The organism is Flavobacterium cheniae, assembly GCF_004363695.1.
Classification (GTDB): domain Bacteria; phylum Bacteroidota; class Bacteroidia; order Flavobacteriales; family Flavobacteriaceae; genus Flavobacterium; species Flavobacterium cheniae.
Genome location: NZ_SNZC01000001.1, coordinates 573,892 through 591,365, shown reverse-complemented (window position 1 = coordinate 591,365; position 17,474 = coordinate 573,892). Strand labels below are relative to the sequence as shown.

The window sequence follows — 17,474 nt, the reverse complement described above, 5'->3', positions numbered from 1 at the left end:
CTTTGCAAGATAGAAGTAAACCCCTATATTTGCACTCGCAAAACAAATGGTGATTGTAGCTCAGTTGGTTAGAGCGTCGGATTGTGGTTCCGAAGGTCGCGGGTTCGAGACCCGTCTTTCACCCTTAACATTGGAAAGCCCTGAAGTAATTCAGGGCTTTTTTTATTTTCTTTTTACGGTTTACAGTATTTTTATTTAAAACGATTTATTATTTTTGAAGGAATATAAATGCTAAAATGAAAATTTCAAAATATAGAATATTTGCTTATTCAGTCTTTATTGCAATCTTATGTACAGATATATTTTTATTGAGACCCTATATAAGGGAAATATATTTTGATAATGATATTCGTAATTTCAAAGATATATCGTGGAAATTTTCACTTCTAATACCTTTTGTTGTTATTGTCTTTTTTCTTGTTTATGGATTCAGAAAAAAGATTATTAATAAGGTTTATGTATTTTCTATTCTACTTATGGCTGCGTTATTTGGATTTTTATTCAAAAGTATAACAGATAATTTTCTTTTGTTTTTAAATTCAAAATTCAATTTAGAAAGCCAAATAAAAACTTACCATGTTGTGAGTGATAATACCAACAAAATATTTCATATTTATGAAAATAGAGAAGAGTTTATAACTTCTCCCGATCAATTGGATAAAATTGATTCATTAAGAATTGTAAAAAAACATCCTTCTCTTTATGAATTAAAAAATGGAGATACTTTAAAAGTAGTATATAAAACAGGTATGTTTAATGTGAAATTCCTTGACTAGACATAAACACAAAAAAGCCCTGAATTTCTTCAAGGCTTTTTGTTTTTCATAGCAAAGTTTCCCAGTTCAATTAGAATACTAATTTTACTTTTAATTCGAATTCGTCACTGATAGTTTTGTCTCCTAAGTTATCAAAGAAGCTTCCAGAACCATATTGGATACCGTATTTTGTTCTATCGATTTTTAAAGAAGTTTCAGCTGTATTTTTCCCTACAGTTAAGTCAAATTTAATAGATTCTGTTTTTCCTTTGATTGTTAAATCAGCAGTTACAGCGTAAACACCGTTTCCTTTTTCACCAAGAGATTTGATAACTAAAGTTGCTGTTGGGAAATTCTCAACACCAAAGAAATCATCTGATTTTAAGTGACCATCTAAGTTTGTTTTTCCTTTTCCTGATAAATCAGTTGTATTAATTGTAGTCATGTCAACTGTAAAGTTTCCACCTACTAATTTTTTTCCTTTGAAAATTAAAGCACCTTCTTTTAAAGTGATTGTACCTTCGTGAGCACCTGTTACTTTTTTACCAACCCAGTTGATAGTACTTTTTGAAGCGTCTACTTTTTTTGATTTTTGTGCTGTAGCTGTAAAAGTTACTAATGCTACAAGAGCTAAAGCGATTGATTTGAAATTTTTCATGTTTTAAAATTGTTTTAATGTTAAAGGTTATAATTAAATGGTAGTAAATAATTCTTGTTTTGGTTTTCTCACTTTTGCATAGTGTTGTGTTGCATCTTCTTCATGACGATATCCAACAGCTGCTACTAATGAAGCGTTTAATCCTAATGCATTGAAACCTAAAATTTCATTGTATTTTTCTGGTTCAAAACCTTCCATTGGTGTAACATCAATTTTTAATTCGGCAGCAGCATTCATTAAGTTGGCTAATGCTAAATAGGTTTGTTTTGATGTCCAAACCGCTTTTTGGTCTACTGGTAACGAAACAATCTTAGATTTCATAAAGTCTGAATATCCTTTTAAATCCTCAACTGATAATCCTCTTGTAGTTGCAATGTTTTGAACATATGCATCAATGTGATTTTCTTGTACATCTACAATGTTAGCAAATACTAATAGGTGAGATGCATCTACAATTTGAGATTGTCCCCAAGAAACTGGTTGTAACTTGGCTCTAACTTCTGGATTTTCAATAATGAATACTTTGTATAACTGTAATCCGTAAGAAGAAGTACTTAATTGGATTGCTTCTTTTAAGGTTTCTAAATCTGCTGCTGATATTTTTTTAGCAGCGTCAAATTTTTTGGTGGCGTAACGCCATTTTTGGTTTTCTATAAAGTGACTCATAGTAAATGTTGGGTTTTTAATTTCTAAATTTTTCTAGCAATTCGTTTAACAATTCTAATTCTTCAACCGTCAAATTTTTAGAAAAAGAGCGCTCATGAGCTTCTACTGATGGATCCAATTGTAGTAAAAGTTGCAACCCTTTCTCGGTAATGGTAATTTCCATTTTACGGCGATTGATGGGGCAAATTTCTCTAAGCACTAATTCTTTTAATAACAATTTGTCTACTAAACGTGTTGTGTTACTGGTTTTCGCAATCATGCGTTCTTGTATCATACACATATTAGCAGGCTTTCCTTTTTGACCACGTAAAATGCGCAATACATTAAATTGTTCTGGGGAAAGGTCAAATGGCTTTAATATCTCATTAAACTTTTCCGAAATGACATTTTGAGTATACATCACGTTAAGTAATGTTTTCTTTTCCATTGCCATTGGAGTATTTGGTTTTATGATTTCTTCTATTCTCATTTGATGTTGTAAAATTTGTATGTACAAATGTAGTAAATATTTTATTTGTATGTACAAATGTTTAATAAATTTTTGTTAAAATTTTAAAAATGCATTTTTTGATAGTACTTTTGAAAAAAAATAAAGATGACAAACTTAGATCAAAATACGTGGTGGAGCCAGTTTTTGCAAGATGCAAACGGCGTAATAGTAGATGTTCGTACCGAAGATGAATTTAACGATGGTTTTATTCCAGGTGCTATAAATATCGATATATATAAAGGACAAGGTTTTATTTATAGAGTAGAGGAATTAGATAAATCGAAAAACTATTATGTGTATTGTGCGGCTGGTGTACGTAGTGCCAACGCTTGTAACGCCATGGAACAATTAGGTTTTGAAAATACCTTTAATTTAGTAGGTGGTTTTTCTAATTGGGAGGGACCAACAGAATAAATAAAGAAATCCGCTGATGAGCGGATTTTTTTTTAGTTTGTGGGGTGGTGGAATTATGTTCTATCGATATAAAAAAAATTATAAAATTGCATCTTCATCAAACATTTCCTCCACGTTTGCAATAACTTCACAATCACAGTAACCTCCATTGTCTTTAAGCCAATCTGTTACTTTGTTTATATTTTTTATGTTTTGAGAATTAAGAAAATTAATGGTAAATTCTAAATTATGATCACATTCATTTTCTGAAAGTTCTTCATCTAAATAATTAAATAGATTTAGAAAATAATCTCTACTAATTGGAAGTTTATTTTCAAATTCATTTTTTGCTTTTAATCTTAATTCTTTAACAATTATTTTGCGCCTTTCTTTCTCATTTTTATTTGGCATAATTTCTAGATTTATTTTGGTAATCTTTTAGTTTTATTGAATACTAATTTCTTAAAACTTCATTCAACAAGAAATCCACCTAAGTAGAGTTATTTAATTTTTCTACGTTCTACATCTTGTCGATTATCCCAAAAAGAAACAATCTCTATTTTGTTTTCATTTATCTCATAAAAAATAAGATATACTTTCATTGGAATAACACGACTGCATTTGTTTGAAGTCAATCTTCCAATAAGTTCAGACTTTGAAAGTGTATTTAATACATCTTCAACTTCATCAACCAGTTTTAAACTGTAATTTTCGTTACCATTTCTTTCAACATAATATTCTAAAATGGCTTTGAATTGAAGTTTGGCTAATTCTGACCAAATTATTTCTTTTTTAACCATTCTCGCATTTCTGAAATTACTTCATCATTTTTATGAAAATTACCTTCTTTAATTTCCTTTCTCCCTTTTTCAATAGCTGATTGCTTCTCAGAAGATAATTGGTATAAATCTTGTTCAGACGAATCAAATATAGTTTGAAGCGCTTTAAGAAAATTCAAATCTTTAGAATCTTTAATTCTTGAAATTAAATTCTTTTTTATTTGGGCTGTCATATCCATAGCTGATTCATTTTGGTATTCTCAAAAGTAATAAATTATTTTCAAAGTTGTATTTAAGGTTTTTATAAAATTAGGATATTAATTCCCAACAAAAAATCCGCTCTTCAGCGGATTCTCTTATGTTAATCGTTTTAATTTATTTTTATCTAACAGTGTAATCTTCTTACCCGTTAACTCAATATAACCTGATTTATTTAACTCAGATAACAATCGAATACAACTTTCAGTTGCGGTGCCAATCATTCCGGCTAATTCTTCTCTGGATAGTTGAATGTGTAATGAGCCATCTTCGTTTTTGCCAAAAGTGTCCTCTAAGTAAATCAAAGTTTCACCTAAACGTTGGCGAACGGTTTTTTGCGCCATATTCACCATGTGATCATCGGCTCCTTTTAAATCGTCGCAAATGGTACGCATCACATTCATCGAAAACTGATTATTTTGATTAAAAAACTGCATGACTTCACTTCTTGGAATAAAACAAACTTCCATGTCTTCAAGCGCCACGGCACTTAAATTGGCAGGTTCGTCGCTAATCATTGAGCGTTGTCCTAGCAATTCTCCTGGTTTTACTAGTTTTACAATTTGGTCTTTTCCGTTATCACTTAACTTAGATAATTTACAAATTCCGTCTTTTATACAATAAATACCATTGGTTACTTCACCTTCTTCAAAAATAGGTTCGCCTTTTTTTATGGTATAAGATGTTTTGCAATCGGCCATGCGTAGCAATTCTTCTTTATTTAAGGCTTTTAATGAACTAAATTGCCTCACAATACATTGTTCGCATTTACTCATTTTAAGGAATGTTTAGAGTTTGATACAAATATAAACAAAGTATGACAATTATCATATTTTGTTTTGCCACGAAGTAAGAAATTTGTGCTTAGGTAAAATGAGCAAATATATGGACACAGAAAATTGTTTCCATTGTGGTAATGAAATTATAAAAAAAGACGAGATTCTATTTGACAACAAGAAGTTCTGTTGCAATGGTTGTAAAACCGTGTACGAAATTTTTAGTCAAAATGATTTAACGTGTTATTACGACTTTCAGGCAGCACCCGGCGCCACTCCACAAGACATTCAGGGCAAATATGACTTTTTAGACAATGAAGAAATTGTTTCAAAACTATTGGAATTCCAAGAGCGTACAACACATATTGTTTCACTCTACATTCCTCATATACACTGTAGTTCGTGTATTTGGATTCTGGAAAATCTACAAAGACTTCAACCAGGAATAAGTACTTCTCAAGTTAACTTTGGCGAAAAGAAAGTCCGTGTTACGTTTAATCCCGAAGAAACTTCTTTAAAAGATATCGTTTACTTATTGAGTTCAATTGGTTATGAACCTTACATCAGTTTAGAAAATTTTGATGAAGGAAAGAAAAAAATTGACCGAAGTTTAATCTATAAAATAGGAGTAGCGTTTTTCTGTTTCGGAAATATCATGCTGCTTTCGTTTCCCGAATATTTTGAAGTAGAAGAATATTGGATTGATCAATACCGAGGATTTTTCCGTTGGTTGATTTTCGGATTATCGCTTCCTACGTTTATTTATTCGGCTTCTGGTTATTATGTTTCCGCTTGGAAAAGCATGAAATCAGGTTTGTTGAACATTGATATTCCAATTGCTTTAGGAATTGTAGTCATGTTCGTAAGAAGTACGGTCGATATTATTTTCGATTACGGTCAAGGCTTTTTCGATAGTATGGCAGGATTGATTTTCTTCATGTTATTAGGAAAGTTATTCCAAAAGAAAACATACGATTTCCTTTCGTTTGAGCGAGATTATAAATCGTATTTTCCAATTGCCATCACAAAAATATTACCAAATGGAGAAGAAGAATCAGTTCAAGTCTATGATATTGAAAAAGGCGACAGATTATTGATTCGAAATCAAGAATTAATTCCGGTTGATGGGATTTTAATTTCCGAAAAAGCTTCTATTGATTATAGTTTTGTTACTGGTGAAGCTGTTCCGATTGAGAAAAAATCAGGAGATAAAGTCTTCGCAGGAGGAAAACAAATGGGAAAAGTCATTGAAATGGAAGTTTTATTTTCGGTTTCAAATAGTTACTTGACTCAATTATGGAGCAACGATGTCTTCCAAAAACGAGTAGAACAACAACACAAAAACATTACGGATAGAATTAGTCGTTATTTTACGCCGGCTTTACTGGCTTTGTCAGTTGTTTCCTTTATTTATTGGGTTTTTATTGATGTTACCACAGCTTTTAATGTCTTTACTGCGATTTTAATTGTGGCTTGTCCGTGTGCGTTGGCATTAACGGCTCCGTTTACATTGGGAAATGTGTTACGAATATTAGGCAATCGAAAGTTATATTTAAAGAACGCTTTGGTAGTCGAACAATTAGCTAAAGTAGATACCATTGTTTTCGATAAAACAGGAACGATTACGACCAATAAAAAAACCGCAATTACATACGAAGGAACCGAATTAAATCCAACCGAATTAAAATTATTGAAAAACGTTTTACGAGGTTCGAATCATCCCTTAAGTAGAAGATTGTATGAATTTATTCCCAACCAAGACAAAATCGAAACTTCAAGCTTCGAAGAAATTATCGGAAAAGGAATTTTTGCGGAAATCGATGGCAATACAGTAAAATTAGGTTCCTCTCAATTCCTAAAAACCATGACCGAAAACACGCATAAGAAAACCAAAGTGCATGTTGAAATCAATGGTATTTATAAAGGAAGTTACGTATTCAATAATCAGTACAGAAAAGGTTTAGAGCAATTATTTGATGATTTAGCGAAGCATTATAATTTAGTGGTTTTATCAGGCGATAATGATGGCGAACGTAGTATATTAGAAAAAATGTTGCCAGCAAAAACCACTTTAGTTTTCAATCAAAAACCAGAGCAAAAACTTCAATACATCGAACAATTACAAAATGAAGGTAAAAACGTCATGATGGTCGGCGATGGCTTAAACGATGCTGGAGCTTTAGCTCAAAGTAATTTAGGATTGTCTATATCAGAAAACGTAAATGTTTTTTCGCCAGCTTGTGATGGAATTTTAGACGCATCACAATTTGATAAGATTGCTTTTTATATGCGCTATTCTAAAAACGCTATGAAGACCATTTATATGAGTTTTGGTTTGTCCTTATTATATAATGTAGTAGGATTGAGTTATGCAATTACAGGTAAATTAGATCCAATTGTTGCAGCTATCATCATGCCATTGAGCACCATAACTATTGTAAGTTTTGTAACAATTATGACAAATTGGTACGCTAGTAAGAAGTAATATTTAAGAAAATTTTAATACATGATAAAAGTCATGTTTTATAAAAAGGAGTACAAGTAACTTTGTTAACACAATTTAAGGTATGAGTGTCATTTATTTATTAATCACGATCAGTATAGTAGTTGCTATAGCTTTTTTGATTGCTTTTATAAAAGCAGTTAAAAGTGGCCAATATGATGATGACTACACGCCATCAGTCAGAATGTTATTTGACGATGAAATTGTAAAAGAGAATCCTAACAAAATAATACAAACAGAAAAACAAAAATCAATCTAATTTTATGGAGAAGCAACAATTTTATTACGACAACAAAATTGTAAGGAATTTCATCTACGCTAGTATCGTTTTCGGAGTAGTGGGGATGTTAGTAGGGCTTATTTTAGCTTTCCTATTTTTGTTTCCAAACTTAACGAGCGGCGTTTCGTTTTTAAGTTTTGGACGCTTAAGACCTTTACACACCAATGCGGTAATTTTTGCCTTCGTTGGTAATGCAATGTTTGCCGGTATTTATTACTCGATGCAACGTTTATTAAAGGCAAGAATGTTTAGCGACCTTTTAAGTAAAATTCACTTTTGGGGATGGCAATTAATTATTGTTGCTGCAGCAATTTCATTACCATTAGGTTTTACTACATCAAAAGAATACGCTGAATTAGAATGGCCAATTGATATTGCAATTGCTCTTATTTGGGTAGTTTTTGGTATCAATATGATTGGAACCATTATTAAAAGAAGAGAACGTCATATTTATGTAGCTATTTGGTTTTATATCGCTACGTTTGTTACGGTTGCAGTTCTTCACATCTTTAACAGTTTAGAATTACCAGTTTCAGCAATGAAATCATATTCGGTTTATGCTGGTGTTCAAGATGCTTTAGTACAATGGTGGTATGGACACAATGCGGTAGCATTTTTCTTAACTACTCCTTTCTTAGGTATGATGTATTACTTTGTTCCAAAAGTAGCAAATCGTCCAGTGTACTCATATAGATTATCAATTATTCACTTTTGGTCGTTAATCTTTATTTACATTTGGGCTGGACCTCACCATTTATTATATACTGCTTTACCTGATTGGGCTCAAAACTTAGGAGTTGTTTTCTCTGTAATGTTGATTGCTCCATCTTGGGGAGGTATGATTAATGGATTATTAACATTAAGAGGTGTTTGGGATAAAGTACGTACAGATGCAGTATTGAAATTCTTCGTTGTAGCTATTACAGGTTATGGTATGGCAACTTTTGAAGGTCCAATGTTATCATTAAAAAACGTTAACGCTATTGCTCACTTTACGGATTGGATTATTGCTCACGTTCACGTTGGAGCTTTAGCTTGGAATGGTTTCTTATCATTTGGTATGATCTATTGGTTAATCCCAAGAATGACAAAAACGAAATTATTCTCTGAGAAATTAGCGAATTTCCATTTCTGGATTGGTACTTTAGGTATTATTTTATATTCGCTTCCAATGTATGTTGCTGGATTTACTCAAGCTTCTATGTGGAAACAATTTAAACCAGACGGTGGTGCTTTACAATACGGAAACTTCCTTGAAACAGTAACCGAACTAATGCCAATGTATTGGATGCGTGCTGTGGGTGGAACTTTATATCTTACAGGAGTTATCGTATTGGTTTACAATATTATTAGAACCGTTAGACAAGGTTCTCCAGTAGAAAACGAATTAGTAGAAGCTCCAGCTTTAGCTGTAATTTCTCCAAACCGTTTAAAAGGTGAAAAATTACACTCTTGGTTAGAAAGAAAACCAGTTCAATTCATGTTATTGACTACAGTTGCTATTTTAATTGGTGGTTTAATCCAAATTTTACCAACGATTTTAGTAAAATCAAATATTCCAACAATATCAGCAGTAAAACCATACACACCTCTTGAATTAGAAGGTAGAGATTTATATATCCGTGAAGGTTGTGTGGGATGTCACTCTCAAATGGTTCGTCCGTTCCGTTCAGAAGTGGAACGTTATGGAGATTATTCTAAAGCAGGAGAATTCGTTTACGACCATCCATTCTTATGGGGTTCTAAACGTACTGGACCAGATTTAGCTCGTGAAGGTGTTAAAGGAAAACCTTTTAATGGAGGTAGAGATGACGTATGGCATTTTAACCACATGTATGATCCTCAAGGTTTAAATGAGAAATCGATTATGCCAAGATACCAATGGTTAATTAAAAATGAGTTGGATAAATCATCTACTCAAGATAAAATGAAAGCCATGGTTACATTAGGTGTTCCTTATTCAGAAGCTGAAATTAACAATGCACTTAAACATATGGATGAACAAGCTACTAAAATTGAAACTAATTTATTAGCAAATCCTGATATTAAGAAATCATTCGGAAATGAAACAGCGTCTCCATTAAAAGATAGAGAAATTGTAGCACTTATTGCTTATTTACAAAGATTAGGTACAGATACTCAAGTTAAAAAATAATAGTTATGCTAAAGTTTATCAAACATAATTTAGAAACCATAACGGGAGTAGAAATTTATCCAATCATTTCATTGACAATATTTTTTACAGCGTTTGTATTGTTCACCGTTTGGGCATTTACATACAGTAAAGAAAAAATCAAAGAAATTAGCGAAATGCCATTAAACGACGAATAGTCATAATTATAGTTAATCAGAAGCTGCAACAACTATGAAGCTTTATATTCATAGTTGTTCAGATTCTTTTAAAAATTTAAACTTTCTTAATATGAAAAAATTAATTCCATCATACGTAAGAGTTCCATTACTGTTTGCATTCGTTTTTGCAGCATTGGAATATTTTATCGATTCAGGAGACAGGCCAGCATTCATAAAGTTTCCTATGGTAGCTTTGTTTTTAGGCGTATTCCTATTTTTGTTAATAGCAATCGAAATCGTAATCGATGCTGTTGATAAAGTTACCTATCATTTACTAACAGACGAACAAAAGCAACAATTAGCAAATGCTCAATCAGTTTCTTTTACAGAAAGTAAATGGTATCAAAACATAGTAAGCAAATTGACTCGTTCTAAAGAAATGGAAAGAGAGGAAGACATTATGTTAGATCATGATTACGATGGTATCAAAGAGTTAGACAATGTGTTACCACCATGGTGGGTATATTTATTCTATGGTACAATTATTTTTGCATTGGTTTATATGGTTCGTTTCCACGTGATGAACGAATACGATCAAGAACAAGAATTTAAAAATGAAGTAGCGTTAGCAGAATTAGAGAAATCTAAACTACCAAAAAGCGCTGCAGATGAAGTAAGTTACGAAACCGTTGTTGCTGTAACTGATGCCACCAGCTTAGCTAAAGGAAAAGAAATTTTCACAAACGCTTGTGCTGCTTGTCACAAAGCAGATGGTGGAGGTTTAGTGGGACCAAACTTAACAGATGAGCATTGGATTAATGGTGGAGGAATTAAAAATATCTTCAAGTTAATTTCTGAAGGAAGTAAAAACAACCCTTCAATGGTAGCTTGGAAAGGAAATTTATCTTCTACAGATATTCAAAGTGTATCAAGTTATATTTTAACATTACAAGGAACTAAACCTGCTGGTGCAAAAGCAGCAGAAGGAGAAGTTTGGAAAGAAACTGCAGAAGCTAAACCAGCAGCGGAAGCTGTTGTAGATTCAACAAAAGTTGCAGAACCTGCAAAAAAATAATAAGCTAGTAAAAAAAGGTTTTGGGAATTTCTCAAAACCTTTTTTAAACTAAAAATAAAAGTATTATGTCAAATTTACCAGACGAAAGTTTTAGAGATACCATATCTACCATTAATGCCGAAGGCAAAAGAAATTTTATCCATCCTAAAAAGCCTTCTGGACCATTTTATGAAAAAAGAAAACTATTAAGTTATTTTCTTTTGGTGTTTTTAATTGCGTCACCATTTATAAAAGTTAATGGGAATCAATTTTTAATGTTCAATGTATTAGAAAGACGTTTTAGTATTTTCGGATTTGCATTTTGGCCTCAAGACTTTCATTTGTTTGTAATTTCAATGATTGTTGGAGTAGTAGGGTTAACCTTATTTACCGTGGCTTTCGGACGTATTTTTTGTGGTTGGTTTTGTCCGCAAACTATTTTTATGGAAATGGTTTTCAGACGTATCGAGTATTGGATTGATGGCGATAGAGGTGCACAAATACGATTATCAAAACAAAAGTGGGATGCTGAAAAAATAAGAAAAAGAGTTACAAAATGGATTATCTTTTTTATTTTTTCATTCTTCATTGCCAATGTTTTCTTAGCGTATTTAATTAGCAGCGACGAGTTAATCAAAATGGTTACCGAAGGTCCAGCAAATAATTTAAGTACACTTATTGCATTATTAATTTTTACTGGAGTTTTCTATTTTGTATTCGCTTGGTTTAGAGAACAAGTTTGTATTATTGCTTGTCCTTACGGAAGAATGCAAGGTGTTTTATTGGATAACAAATCCATAAATGTTGCCTACGATCACGTTAGGGGAGAAAGTACAAACGGAAGAAAAAAATGGAGAAACGGTGAAGATAGAACCGCAGCAGGTTATGGTGATTGTATTGATTGTAACCAATGTGTAGTAGTTTGTCCAACAGGAATCGATATTAGAAACGGAACGCAATTAGAGTGTATCAATTGTACGGCTTGTATTGATGAATGTGACATCATCATGGATAAAGTAGGATTGCCAAAAGGATTAATTCGCTATGCAAGTGAAGATGAAATTGTGAAGAAAGAGAAGTTCAAATTAACGACTCGAATGAAAGGTTATATTGGAGTTTTAACTTTATTAATTGGAGTTTTAATAGGAATGCTATTCTTACGAAATGATGTAGAAGCTAATTTCTTACCTATGTCGGGACAATTATTCCAACACAATGGAGAAAAAATCCGAAATTTCTACACCTATAAAGTTGTCAATAAAACAGAACAATCTTTTGATAATGTAACCGTTAAGATTGTAAATTATAAAGGAGAAATAAAATTAATTGGAAGTCCAGTAATTAAAGTGCCAAAACAAGGTTTAGCAAGTGGAACATTATATATTGATATTCCAGAAAACTTACTAAAAGACGAAAAAGTACACTTAAAATTAGAATTATATAATGGAGATAAATTGATTGAAGAAACATCAACCAATTTCCAAGGACCGAGAAATTTTAATTAAAAAAATAATAGTATGAAATTTAATTGGGGAACAGGAATCGTTATTGCTTTTGCACTTTTTATGACATTTATTTTGTCGTATGTGTACAAAGTACAATCCAATGATAAATATGATCATGAACTTGTGGTAGAAGATTATTATAAAAAAGAAGCCTTAGTTCAAGGAGATATTGAAAAACAAGAAAATGCAAATGCATTAACAAATAAAGTTACTATCGAAAATACTGCGGAAGGCGTTAAAATTCAGTTTCCGGCAGATTTTGATTATTCAAAAATAAATGGAAAAGTGTCCTTTTATAGACCGTCAAGTCAGAAATTAGATTTTGAAATTCCGATTTCTTTATCTAGTCCACATTTGCTCATACCTAAAAGTAATTTGGCTGGCGGTCTTTGGGACATTTCTATCGATTGGGAATACGATGGTGTAAAATATTTGAATAAAAATTCGTTTAGAATTGATTAAATTGCATTGTTGATTTTTGAATTTGTAATTGAATTTGTAATTGATGTTATATTCGGCTTTCATATTTGGGTTAATTAGTAGTTTTCACTGCATAGGAATGTGTGGTCCAATAGCTATGATGTTACCCGTTGATAGAAATAATGAAGCCAAAAAAATAACACAAATTATCACTTATCATATTGGAAAATTATCAGCTTACGGAATTTTAGGTCTTATTTTTGGTTTATTAGGAAGAAGCTTTTATTTAGCAGGAATGCAACAGCAATTATCAATAATCGTTGGGGTTTTAATGATTATGGTAGCGGTAATTCCTGAGAAAGTATTTGCTAAATACAATTTTTCAAAACCAGTTTATAGAGTTATTACAAAAGTAAAATCGAGTTTAGGCCAACAATTTAAAAACAAAAGCTATAAATCGTTATTTACTATTGGATTATTAAATGGTTTTTTACCTTGTGGAATGGTCTATGTAGCGCTGTTTGGTGCAATTGCTATGCAAAATGTAACTTTAGGAATAGGGTATATGTTACTTTTTGGACTAGGAACAATTCCTATGATGGTAGCAGTAGTTTATGCTTCTGGATTGATTTCATTTTCATTTAGAGGAACTATTCAAAAAGCAATACCGTTAGTAGCGGTTATTATTGGAATGTTATTTATCATAAGAGGTTTAGGGTTAGATATCCCATATTTATCGCCAAGTAATATGAGTTTATTTGTGCAGCCCGAAGCCAATTGTCATTAAATATTTTTTGTTAATAGGGGAAAAGAGTGTTAAGGTTTGTACTTTAGCACTCTTTTTATTGTATAAAAAAGTCCCATCAACTGATGAGACTTTTCTATTTATTATATATTTTGAATCTTAGTTTACAATAAGTTTCTTAATTGCGATTGCATTTTCAGAAGCCATTTGAACTAAATAAAACCCACTTGATAAATTATTTACTTTGTAAGAATTATCAACTCTCGTAGGGTTTTTAATTTCTTGAATAATTTGTCCGTTGATGTTGTATAAAACAATCGATTTTAATTCCGTTTCAGATGAAATTGTTACTTCATTATTAACAGCTGGATTCGGATAAATTGAGATTCCGTTTTCAAATGTAAAGCTATCAGAAGAAAGAGTGTCAACAGTATTACATTGAGTTATCCAAATGTTACAAACATAACTAGGATTGTCAATAAAAGGGTTTCTATTTCCTTGAAAAGTATAAATCGCATTGTTTTGTGCAATTTCTTTAGCAGAAACTGGATCTTCTTTGTGCCATTTAATTAATAATAATATAAATGCATCAGAAAAAACTTTATTTGTAGAACCATCAAACATGTTTTTTGCTTCACAAGTACCTGCATTTGCGCCTGTATAAAAATCATCCATTAAATTTTCATATCTAGTTGCATAATAAAAAAAACATCTTGCAATATCTCCCTTGAACTCGTTTAAAGGCTCAAAAACAGTTCCATTATAACTTGAAAAAACATTAATTAAATTGCTTCCTCTTTTTGATCCATTTTGAGAAATATAATTAGCAGAATTAACAACTCCAAAAGGCAAGTTGTTACGTGCTCCATTCACTGATCCATCTGAAGGGACAACGTGAAAGGGATCATTCTTCATTGGATTAATATCAAAATGATCAAAATACGATTGTGGTATCAAGTGCTCTCTGTTATAACAATTACCTTCTCCAGAATAGCTACCACATTGTTGAGAAGTTGAAGTGTATTCGTAAGCATCTGCTCCTGTTGGATTTTCTGAATACATATCTAATAAACTACCATTGTTTTCATAGTAATTATCTCTAAATGCAGATTGTGTAAATAATGTCCACAGTGCACCATAACCTTGATCAGTATGACCTGTTGAAATTATTGTACTCAACTGAGTTTTTAAAGTGTAACCACTTCCTGTTGCAGTACTATAATAACCTGCAGGAATTTGTGCCAATCCTATAACTGAACACAATAAAAACGCTAATAAAGTAAAGTTCTTTTTCATAAACTATTTGTTTTTTCTTTCTAATAATGCCATGTAAAATCCGTCGAAACCGCTTTCGCTTGCTAAGACTTTTTGGTCTTTAACAAAAGTAAACTCTTTTCCAATTTCGGTGCTTAAGAAATGCTTAATTTGTTCTTGATTTTCAGATGGTAAAACCGAACATGTAGCATACACTAACTTTCCGCCTGGTTTTACAATTTTTGAATAATTTTCTAATACTTCAGCCTGAATTTTTTTGATGTTCTCAATAAATTCGGGTTGTAATTTCCACTTGCTATCAGGGTTTCTTTTTAAAACACCTAATCCACTACATGGCGCATCTATTAAAACTCTATCTGCTTTTTCATGTAATTTTTTTATTGTTTTAGTACTTTCAATTACTCTAGGTTCAATATTGAAAGCGCCATTACGTTTAGCTCTAATTTTTAATTGCTTTAATTTACTTTCGTATAAATCCATAGCAATTAATTGTCCTTTATTTTCCATTAAAGAAGCCAAATGCAAGGTTTTTCCGCCAGCACCAGCACAAGTATCTACAACTCGCATTCCTGGTTTTACATCCAAGAAATAAGCCACTAATTGAGAAGAAGCATCTTGCACTTCAAACAATCCGTCTTTAAAAGCGTCTGTTAAAAATACATTTGCTCTTTCCGTTAAAATTAAAGCATCTGGATAATCTTTATGAAACTCGGTTTCAATATTCAAATCCATTAAGATAGCTCTTAATTTTTCTTTTGTCGTTTTAAGACGATTTACTCTTAAGATTACTTTAGCTTGCTCGTTTTGAGCTGCTAGTTCTTTTGTCCAAATTTCTTCGCCTAATTCCTTAACACCCAATTCATCCATCCAATCTGGAATAGATTCTTTGAATTTTCTGGTTTTTGTTAATTCGTCAAATTTTCCTTTAATTCTTCTAACAGGAGTTTCTTCAAAATATTTCCAATCGGGTAGGGTATAACCTCTTAATACAGCCCAAACTGCAAATATTCTCCAAATATTATCTCTATCAAAAGGTTCTTTAACCTCTGCTATTTCTACGTATAAACGTTTCCATCTTACAATTTCATAAATTGTTTCGGCTACGAATTTTCTATCATGACTTCCCCAACGCTTGTCTTTTTTTAAAGCTCTAGCAACAACTTTATCGGCATATTCACCTTCATTAAAAATCGCCATAAGCGAATCTATCGTAGTGAATACTAAATTTCTGTGTAATCTCATTATTTATTTTAAATCAGCCTGCAAAGATACGAATAAAAATAAAAAAAGCTGTCAAATTTGACAGCTTTAATATTTATCCTCTTCCACCAGCTCTTGAACCTGACTCTCTAGAGTTTGAATCGCCTCGAGGAGCGCTACTTCTAGATTGAGAGTTTCCTCTTGAAGAACTTCCTCTTGTTTCAGAATTTCCTCTGTTGCCACTACTAGTTACAGTACCTCTTTCTCTTGGAGTATTGCTTCTATTTTCTGAATATTCTCTGCCACCATTTGATCTTATACCTTGATTTCTATCTCTGTTTTCAGTAGTAACTCTAGGCGAATTTCCTCTGTTTTCAGTTGTTACTCGTGTGCCAGAATTTCCTCTTGTTCCGTTATTTCTTGGAGTACTTGTTTCTGTTCTAGTTCTTGGCGTAGTTCCGTTAAATTCTCTTGTTTCACGATTTCCTCTTGGTGAGTTTGAAGTCATTTCACTTCTATTTCGTGGCGTGTTGATATTTCTTCTTGAATCTAATTCATGTCGGTTTGAATATCCTGAATTTCTATGTGCGAATGAACGATTTGGATGCATTCTTTCGTAACCATTTCCTCTTCTTCCATAATAATTGTTATAAACCGAAGCACATCTTCTGTGTGAAACATAATGATAACTGTGACCAAAATTGATATGAACATGAATGTGATTTCTGTATCTAAAAATTGGGAACGGATTCCAGTAGCTATAATAACTAGGATAATAACCCCAATACCAAGATGAATAATACGGACGATAGTTTCCTACCCAAAATGTATTATAAATTATAGGAGTGTGTACATAAACGGGTTCGTAGATATAATTTGTTCCATACATGTAAACATCACCAACAACCTGAACTTGAACTCGGTTATTACTATCGCGTTCAACTTCAATAGTAGCTACATCTTGAAAAACATCTTTTTCTAAAACCGCTTGAACTACTACTAAATGTACATTGCCTTCAACTGTTTCAATAACTCTTAAATAATCGACATAGTTATCGTTATTCAAATCTAAGTTTGAAATTTGTGTTTTAGGATCATTTAAACGTCTTTCAAAGTCTTCTAAATTAGAAGCGTCTCCAAAAACCGTTGCAACCGCTCTTAAATCTAAGTTGTCGCTGATATCCGAATTTTTTGCTGTAACCGTAGTTTTTTCTTGAGCAAAAAGTGAACCTATCGTCAATGAAGCCAGTAAGCTCAGATGTATCAATTTAGTTTTCATAATATTTTCGTTTAAGGGTTCTTATTTTTACTTTTCATAATTCAATTACTGTGCCAAAGTTTTTCGTAACGATTTAAGGTATTGATAATTAGTGATTTATAAAATATATTTTTGCTTTAAAACATTTCCATTATATTTGAAAATAA

General features: G+C 31.9%; 20 protein-coding genes and 1 tRNA gene. 11 read left to right on the top strand and 10 right to left on the bottom strand.

The features are described from left to right. Positions 1–48: 48 nt before the first annotated feature. Positions 49–124, top strand: a tRNA-His gene (locus tag C8D80_RS02810). Positions 125–236: 112 nt separating this feature from the next. Then, a complete protein-coding gene (locus C8D80_RS02805) occupies positions 237–776 on the top strand; it encodes a hypothetical protein (RefSeq protein ID WP_133607145.1) in 540 nt (179 codons plus the stop codon). Between the two features lie 70 nt (positions 777–846). On the opposite strand, the gene C8D80_RS02800 is transcribed toward C8D80_RS02805, so the two are convergent. From C8D80_RS02800 to C8D80_RS02790, 3 genes are read right to left on the bottom strand one after another with little or no spacing between them, the layout of a single operon-like run. Then, positions 847–1,413 carry a YceI family protein gene (locus C8D80_RS02800; protein WP_133607143.1) on the bottom strand — a complete coding sequence of 189 codons (567 nt, stop codon included), beginning with the start codon at positions 1,411–1,413 and terminating at the stop codon, positions 847–849. A gap of 33 nt (positions 1,414–1,446) precedes the next feature. Then, positions 1,447–2,079 (bottom strand): NAD(P)H-dependent oxidoreductase, encoded by a 633-nt coding sequence (locus C8D80_RS02795; RefSeq protein ID WP_133607141.1) that lies wholly within the window; start codon positions 2,077–2,079, stop codon positions 1,447–1,449. Between the two features lie 16 nt (positions 2,080–2,095). Next, on the bottom strand, positions 2,096–2,548 hold the full coding sequence (locus C8D80_RS02790) for a MarR family winged helix-turn-helix transcriptional regulator (protein WP_133607139.1): 453 nt from the start codon (positions 2,546–2,548) through the stop codon (positions 2,096–2,098). Between the two features lie 126 nt (positions 2,549–2,674). On the opposite strand from C8D80_RS02790, the gene C8D80_RS02785 reads away from it, so the two are divergent. Then, a complete protein-coding gene (locus tag C8D80_RS02785; RefSeq protein ID WP_133607137.1) occupies positions 2,675–2,983 on the top strand; it encodes a rhodanese-like domain-containing protein in 309 nt (102 codons plus the stop codon). Between the two features lie 78 nt (positions 2,984–3,061). On the opposite strand, the gene C8D80_RS02780 is transcribed toward C8D80_RS02785, so the two are convergent. The 4 genes from C8D80_RS02780 to C8D80_RS02765 form a co-directional block, all read right to left on the bottom strand. Then, a complete protein-coding gene (locus tag C8D80_RS02780; protein ID WP_133607135.1) occupies positions 3,062–3,373 on the bottom strand; it encodes a DUF2695 domain-containing protein in 312 nt (103 codons plus the stop codon). Positions 3,374–3,462: 89 nt separating this feature from the next. Next, positions 3,463–3,762, bottom strand: coding sequence for a type II toxin-antitoxin system RelE/ParE family toxin (locus C8D80_RS02775; RefSeq protein WP_133607133.1), 300 nt, complete (start codon positions 3,760–3,762; stop codon positions 3,463–3,465). Next, the gene (locus tag C8D80_RS02770; protein WP_242004813.1) at positions 3,744–3,974 is read right to left on the bottom strand and encodes a hypothetical protein; all 231 of its coding nucleotides are present in this window, start codon (positions 3,972–3,974) and stop codon (positions 3,744–3,746) included. Before C8D80_RS02770 ends, C8D80_RS02775 begins: the two co-directional genes overlap by 19 nt. A 123-nt stretch (positions 3,975–4,097) precedes the next feature. Continuing rightward, the gene (locus tag C8D80_RS02765) at positions 4,098–4,775 is read right to left on the bottom strand and encodes a Crp/Fnr family transcriptional regulator (RefSeq protein WP_133607129.1); all 678 of its coding nucleotides are present in this window, start codon (positions 4,773–4,775) and stop codon (positions 4,098–4,100) included. Between the two features lie 109 nt (positions 4,776–4,884). Here C8D80_RS02765 and C8D80_RS02760 point away from each other — a divergent pair, with 109 nt between their 5' ends. From C8D80_RS02760 to C8D80_RS02725, 8 genes are all read left to right on the top strand, one after another. Further along, positions 4,885–7,260 (top strand): heavy metal translocating P-type ATPase, encoded by a 2,376-nt coding sequence (locus C8D80_RS02760; RefSeq protein WP_133607127.1) that lies wholly within the window; start codon positions 4,885–4,887, stop codon positions 7,258–7,260. Positions 7,261–7,342: 82 nt separating this feature from the next. Then, on the top strand, positions 7,343–7,537 hold the full coding sequence (gene ccoS, locus C8D80_RS02755; RefSeq protein ID WP_133607125.1) for a cbb3-type cytochrome oxidase assembly protein CcoS: 195 nt from the start codon (positions 7,343–7,345) through the stop codon (positions 7,535–7,537). Between the two features lie 4 nt (positions 7,538–7,541). Then, complete coding sequence (gene ccoN / locus C8D80_RS02750) at positions 7,542–9,713, top strand: cytochrome-c oxidase, cbb3-type subunit I (protein ID WP_133607123.1); 2,172 nt, start codon at positions 7,542–7,544, stop codon at positions 9,711–9,713. A gap of 5 nt (positions 9,714–9,718) precedes the next feature. Further along, entirely contained in the window at positions 9,719–9,889 is a 171-nt protein-coding gene (locus tag C8D80_RS02745) for a CcoQ/FixQ family Cbb3-type cytochrome c oxidase assembly chaperone (protein ID WP_133607121.1), read from the top strand. 91 nt (positions 9,890–9,980) lie between these two features. Beyond that, the gene (locus tag C8D80_RS02740) at positions 9,981–10,925 is read left to right on the top strand and encodes a cbb3-type cytochrome c oxidase N-terminal domain-containing protein (RefSeq protein ID WP_133607119.1); all 945 of its coding nucleotides are present in this window, start codon (positions 9,981–9,983) and stop codon (positions 10,923–10,925) included. A gap of 65 nt (positions 10,926–10,990) precedes the next feature. Further along, positions 10,991–12,409, top strand: a complete 1,419-nt coding sequence (ccoG, locus tag C8D80_RS02735) for a cytochrome c oxidase accessory protein CcoG (RefSeq protein ID WP_133607117.1) — start codon at positions 10,991–10,993, stop codon at positions 12,407–12,409. A 12-nt stretch (positions 12,410–12,421) separates the two neighbouring features. Further along, positions 12,422–12,871: a FixH family protein gene (locus tag C8D80_RS02730; protein WP_133607115.1), complete on the top strand. Its 450-nt coding sequence runs from the start codon at positions 12,422–12,424 to the stop codon at positions 12,869–12,871. A gap of 43 nt (positions 12,872–12,914) precedes the next feature. Then, positions 12,915–13,616, top strand: a complete 702-nt coding sequence (locus tag C8D80_RS02725; RefSeq protein ID WP_133607991.1) for a sulfite exporter TauE/SafE family protein — start codon at positions 12,915–12,917, stop codon at positions 13,614–13,616. 117 nt (positions 13,617–13,733) lie between these two features. Here C8D80_RS02725 and C8D80_RS02720 read toward each other — a convergent pair whose 3' ends face one another. The 3 genes from C8D80_RS02720 to C8D80_RS02710 form a co-directional block, all read right to left on the bottom strand. Further along, positions 13,734–14,870 (bottom strand): endonuclease, encoded by a 1,137-nt coding sequence (locus C8D80_RS02720; protein WP_133607113.1) that lies wholly within the window; start codon positions 14,868–14,870, stop codon positions 13,734–13,736. A gap of 3 nt (positions 14,871–14,873) precedes the next feature. After that, complete coding sequence (locus C8D80_RS02715; RefSeq protein ID WP_133607111.1) at positions 14,874–16,091, bottom strand: RsmB/NOP family class I SAM-dependent RNA methyltransferase; 1,218 nt, start codon at positions 16,089–16,091, stop codon at positions 14,874–14,876. Between the two features lie 73 nt (positions 16,092–16,164). Then, positions 16,165–17,328, bottom strand: coding sequence for a hypothetical protein (locus C8D80_RS02710; RefSeq protein WP_133607109.1), 1,164 nt, complete (start codon positions 17,326–17,328; stop codon positions 16,165–16,167). Between the last annotated feature and the right edge of the window lie 146 nt (positions 17,329–17,474).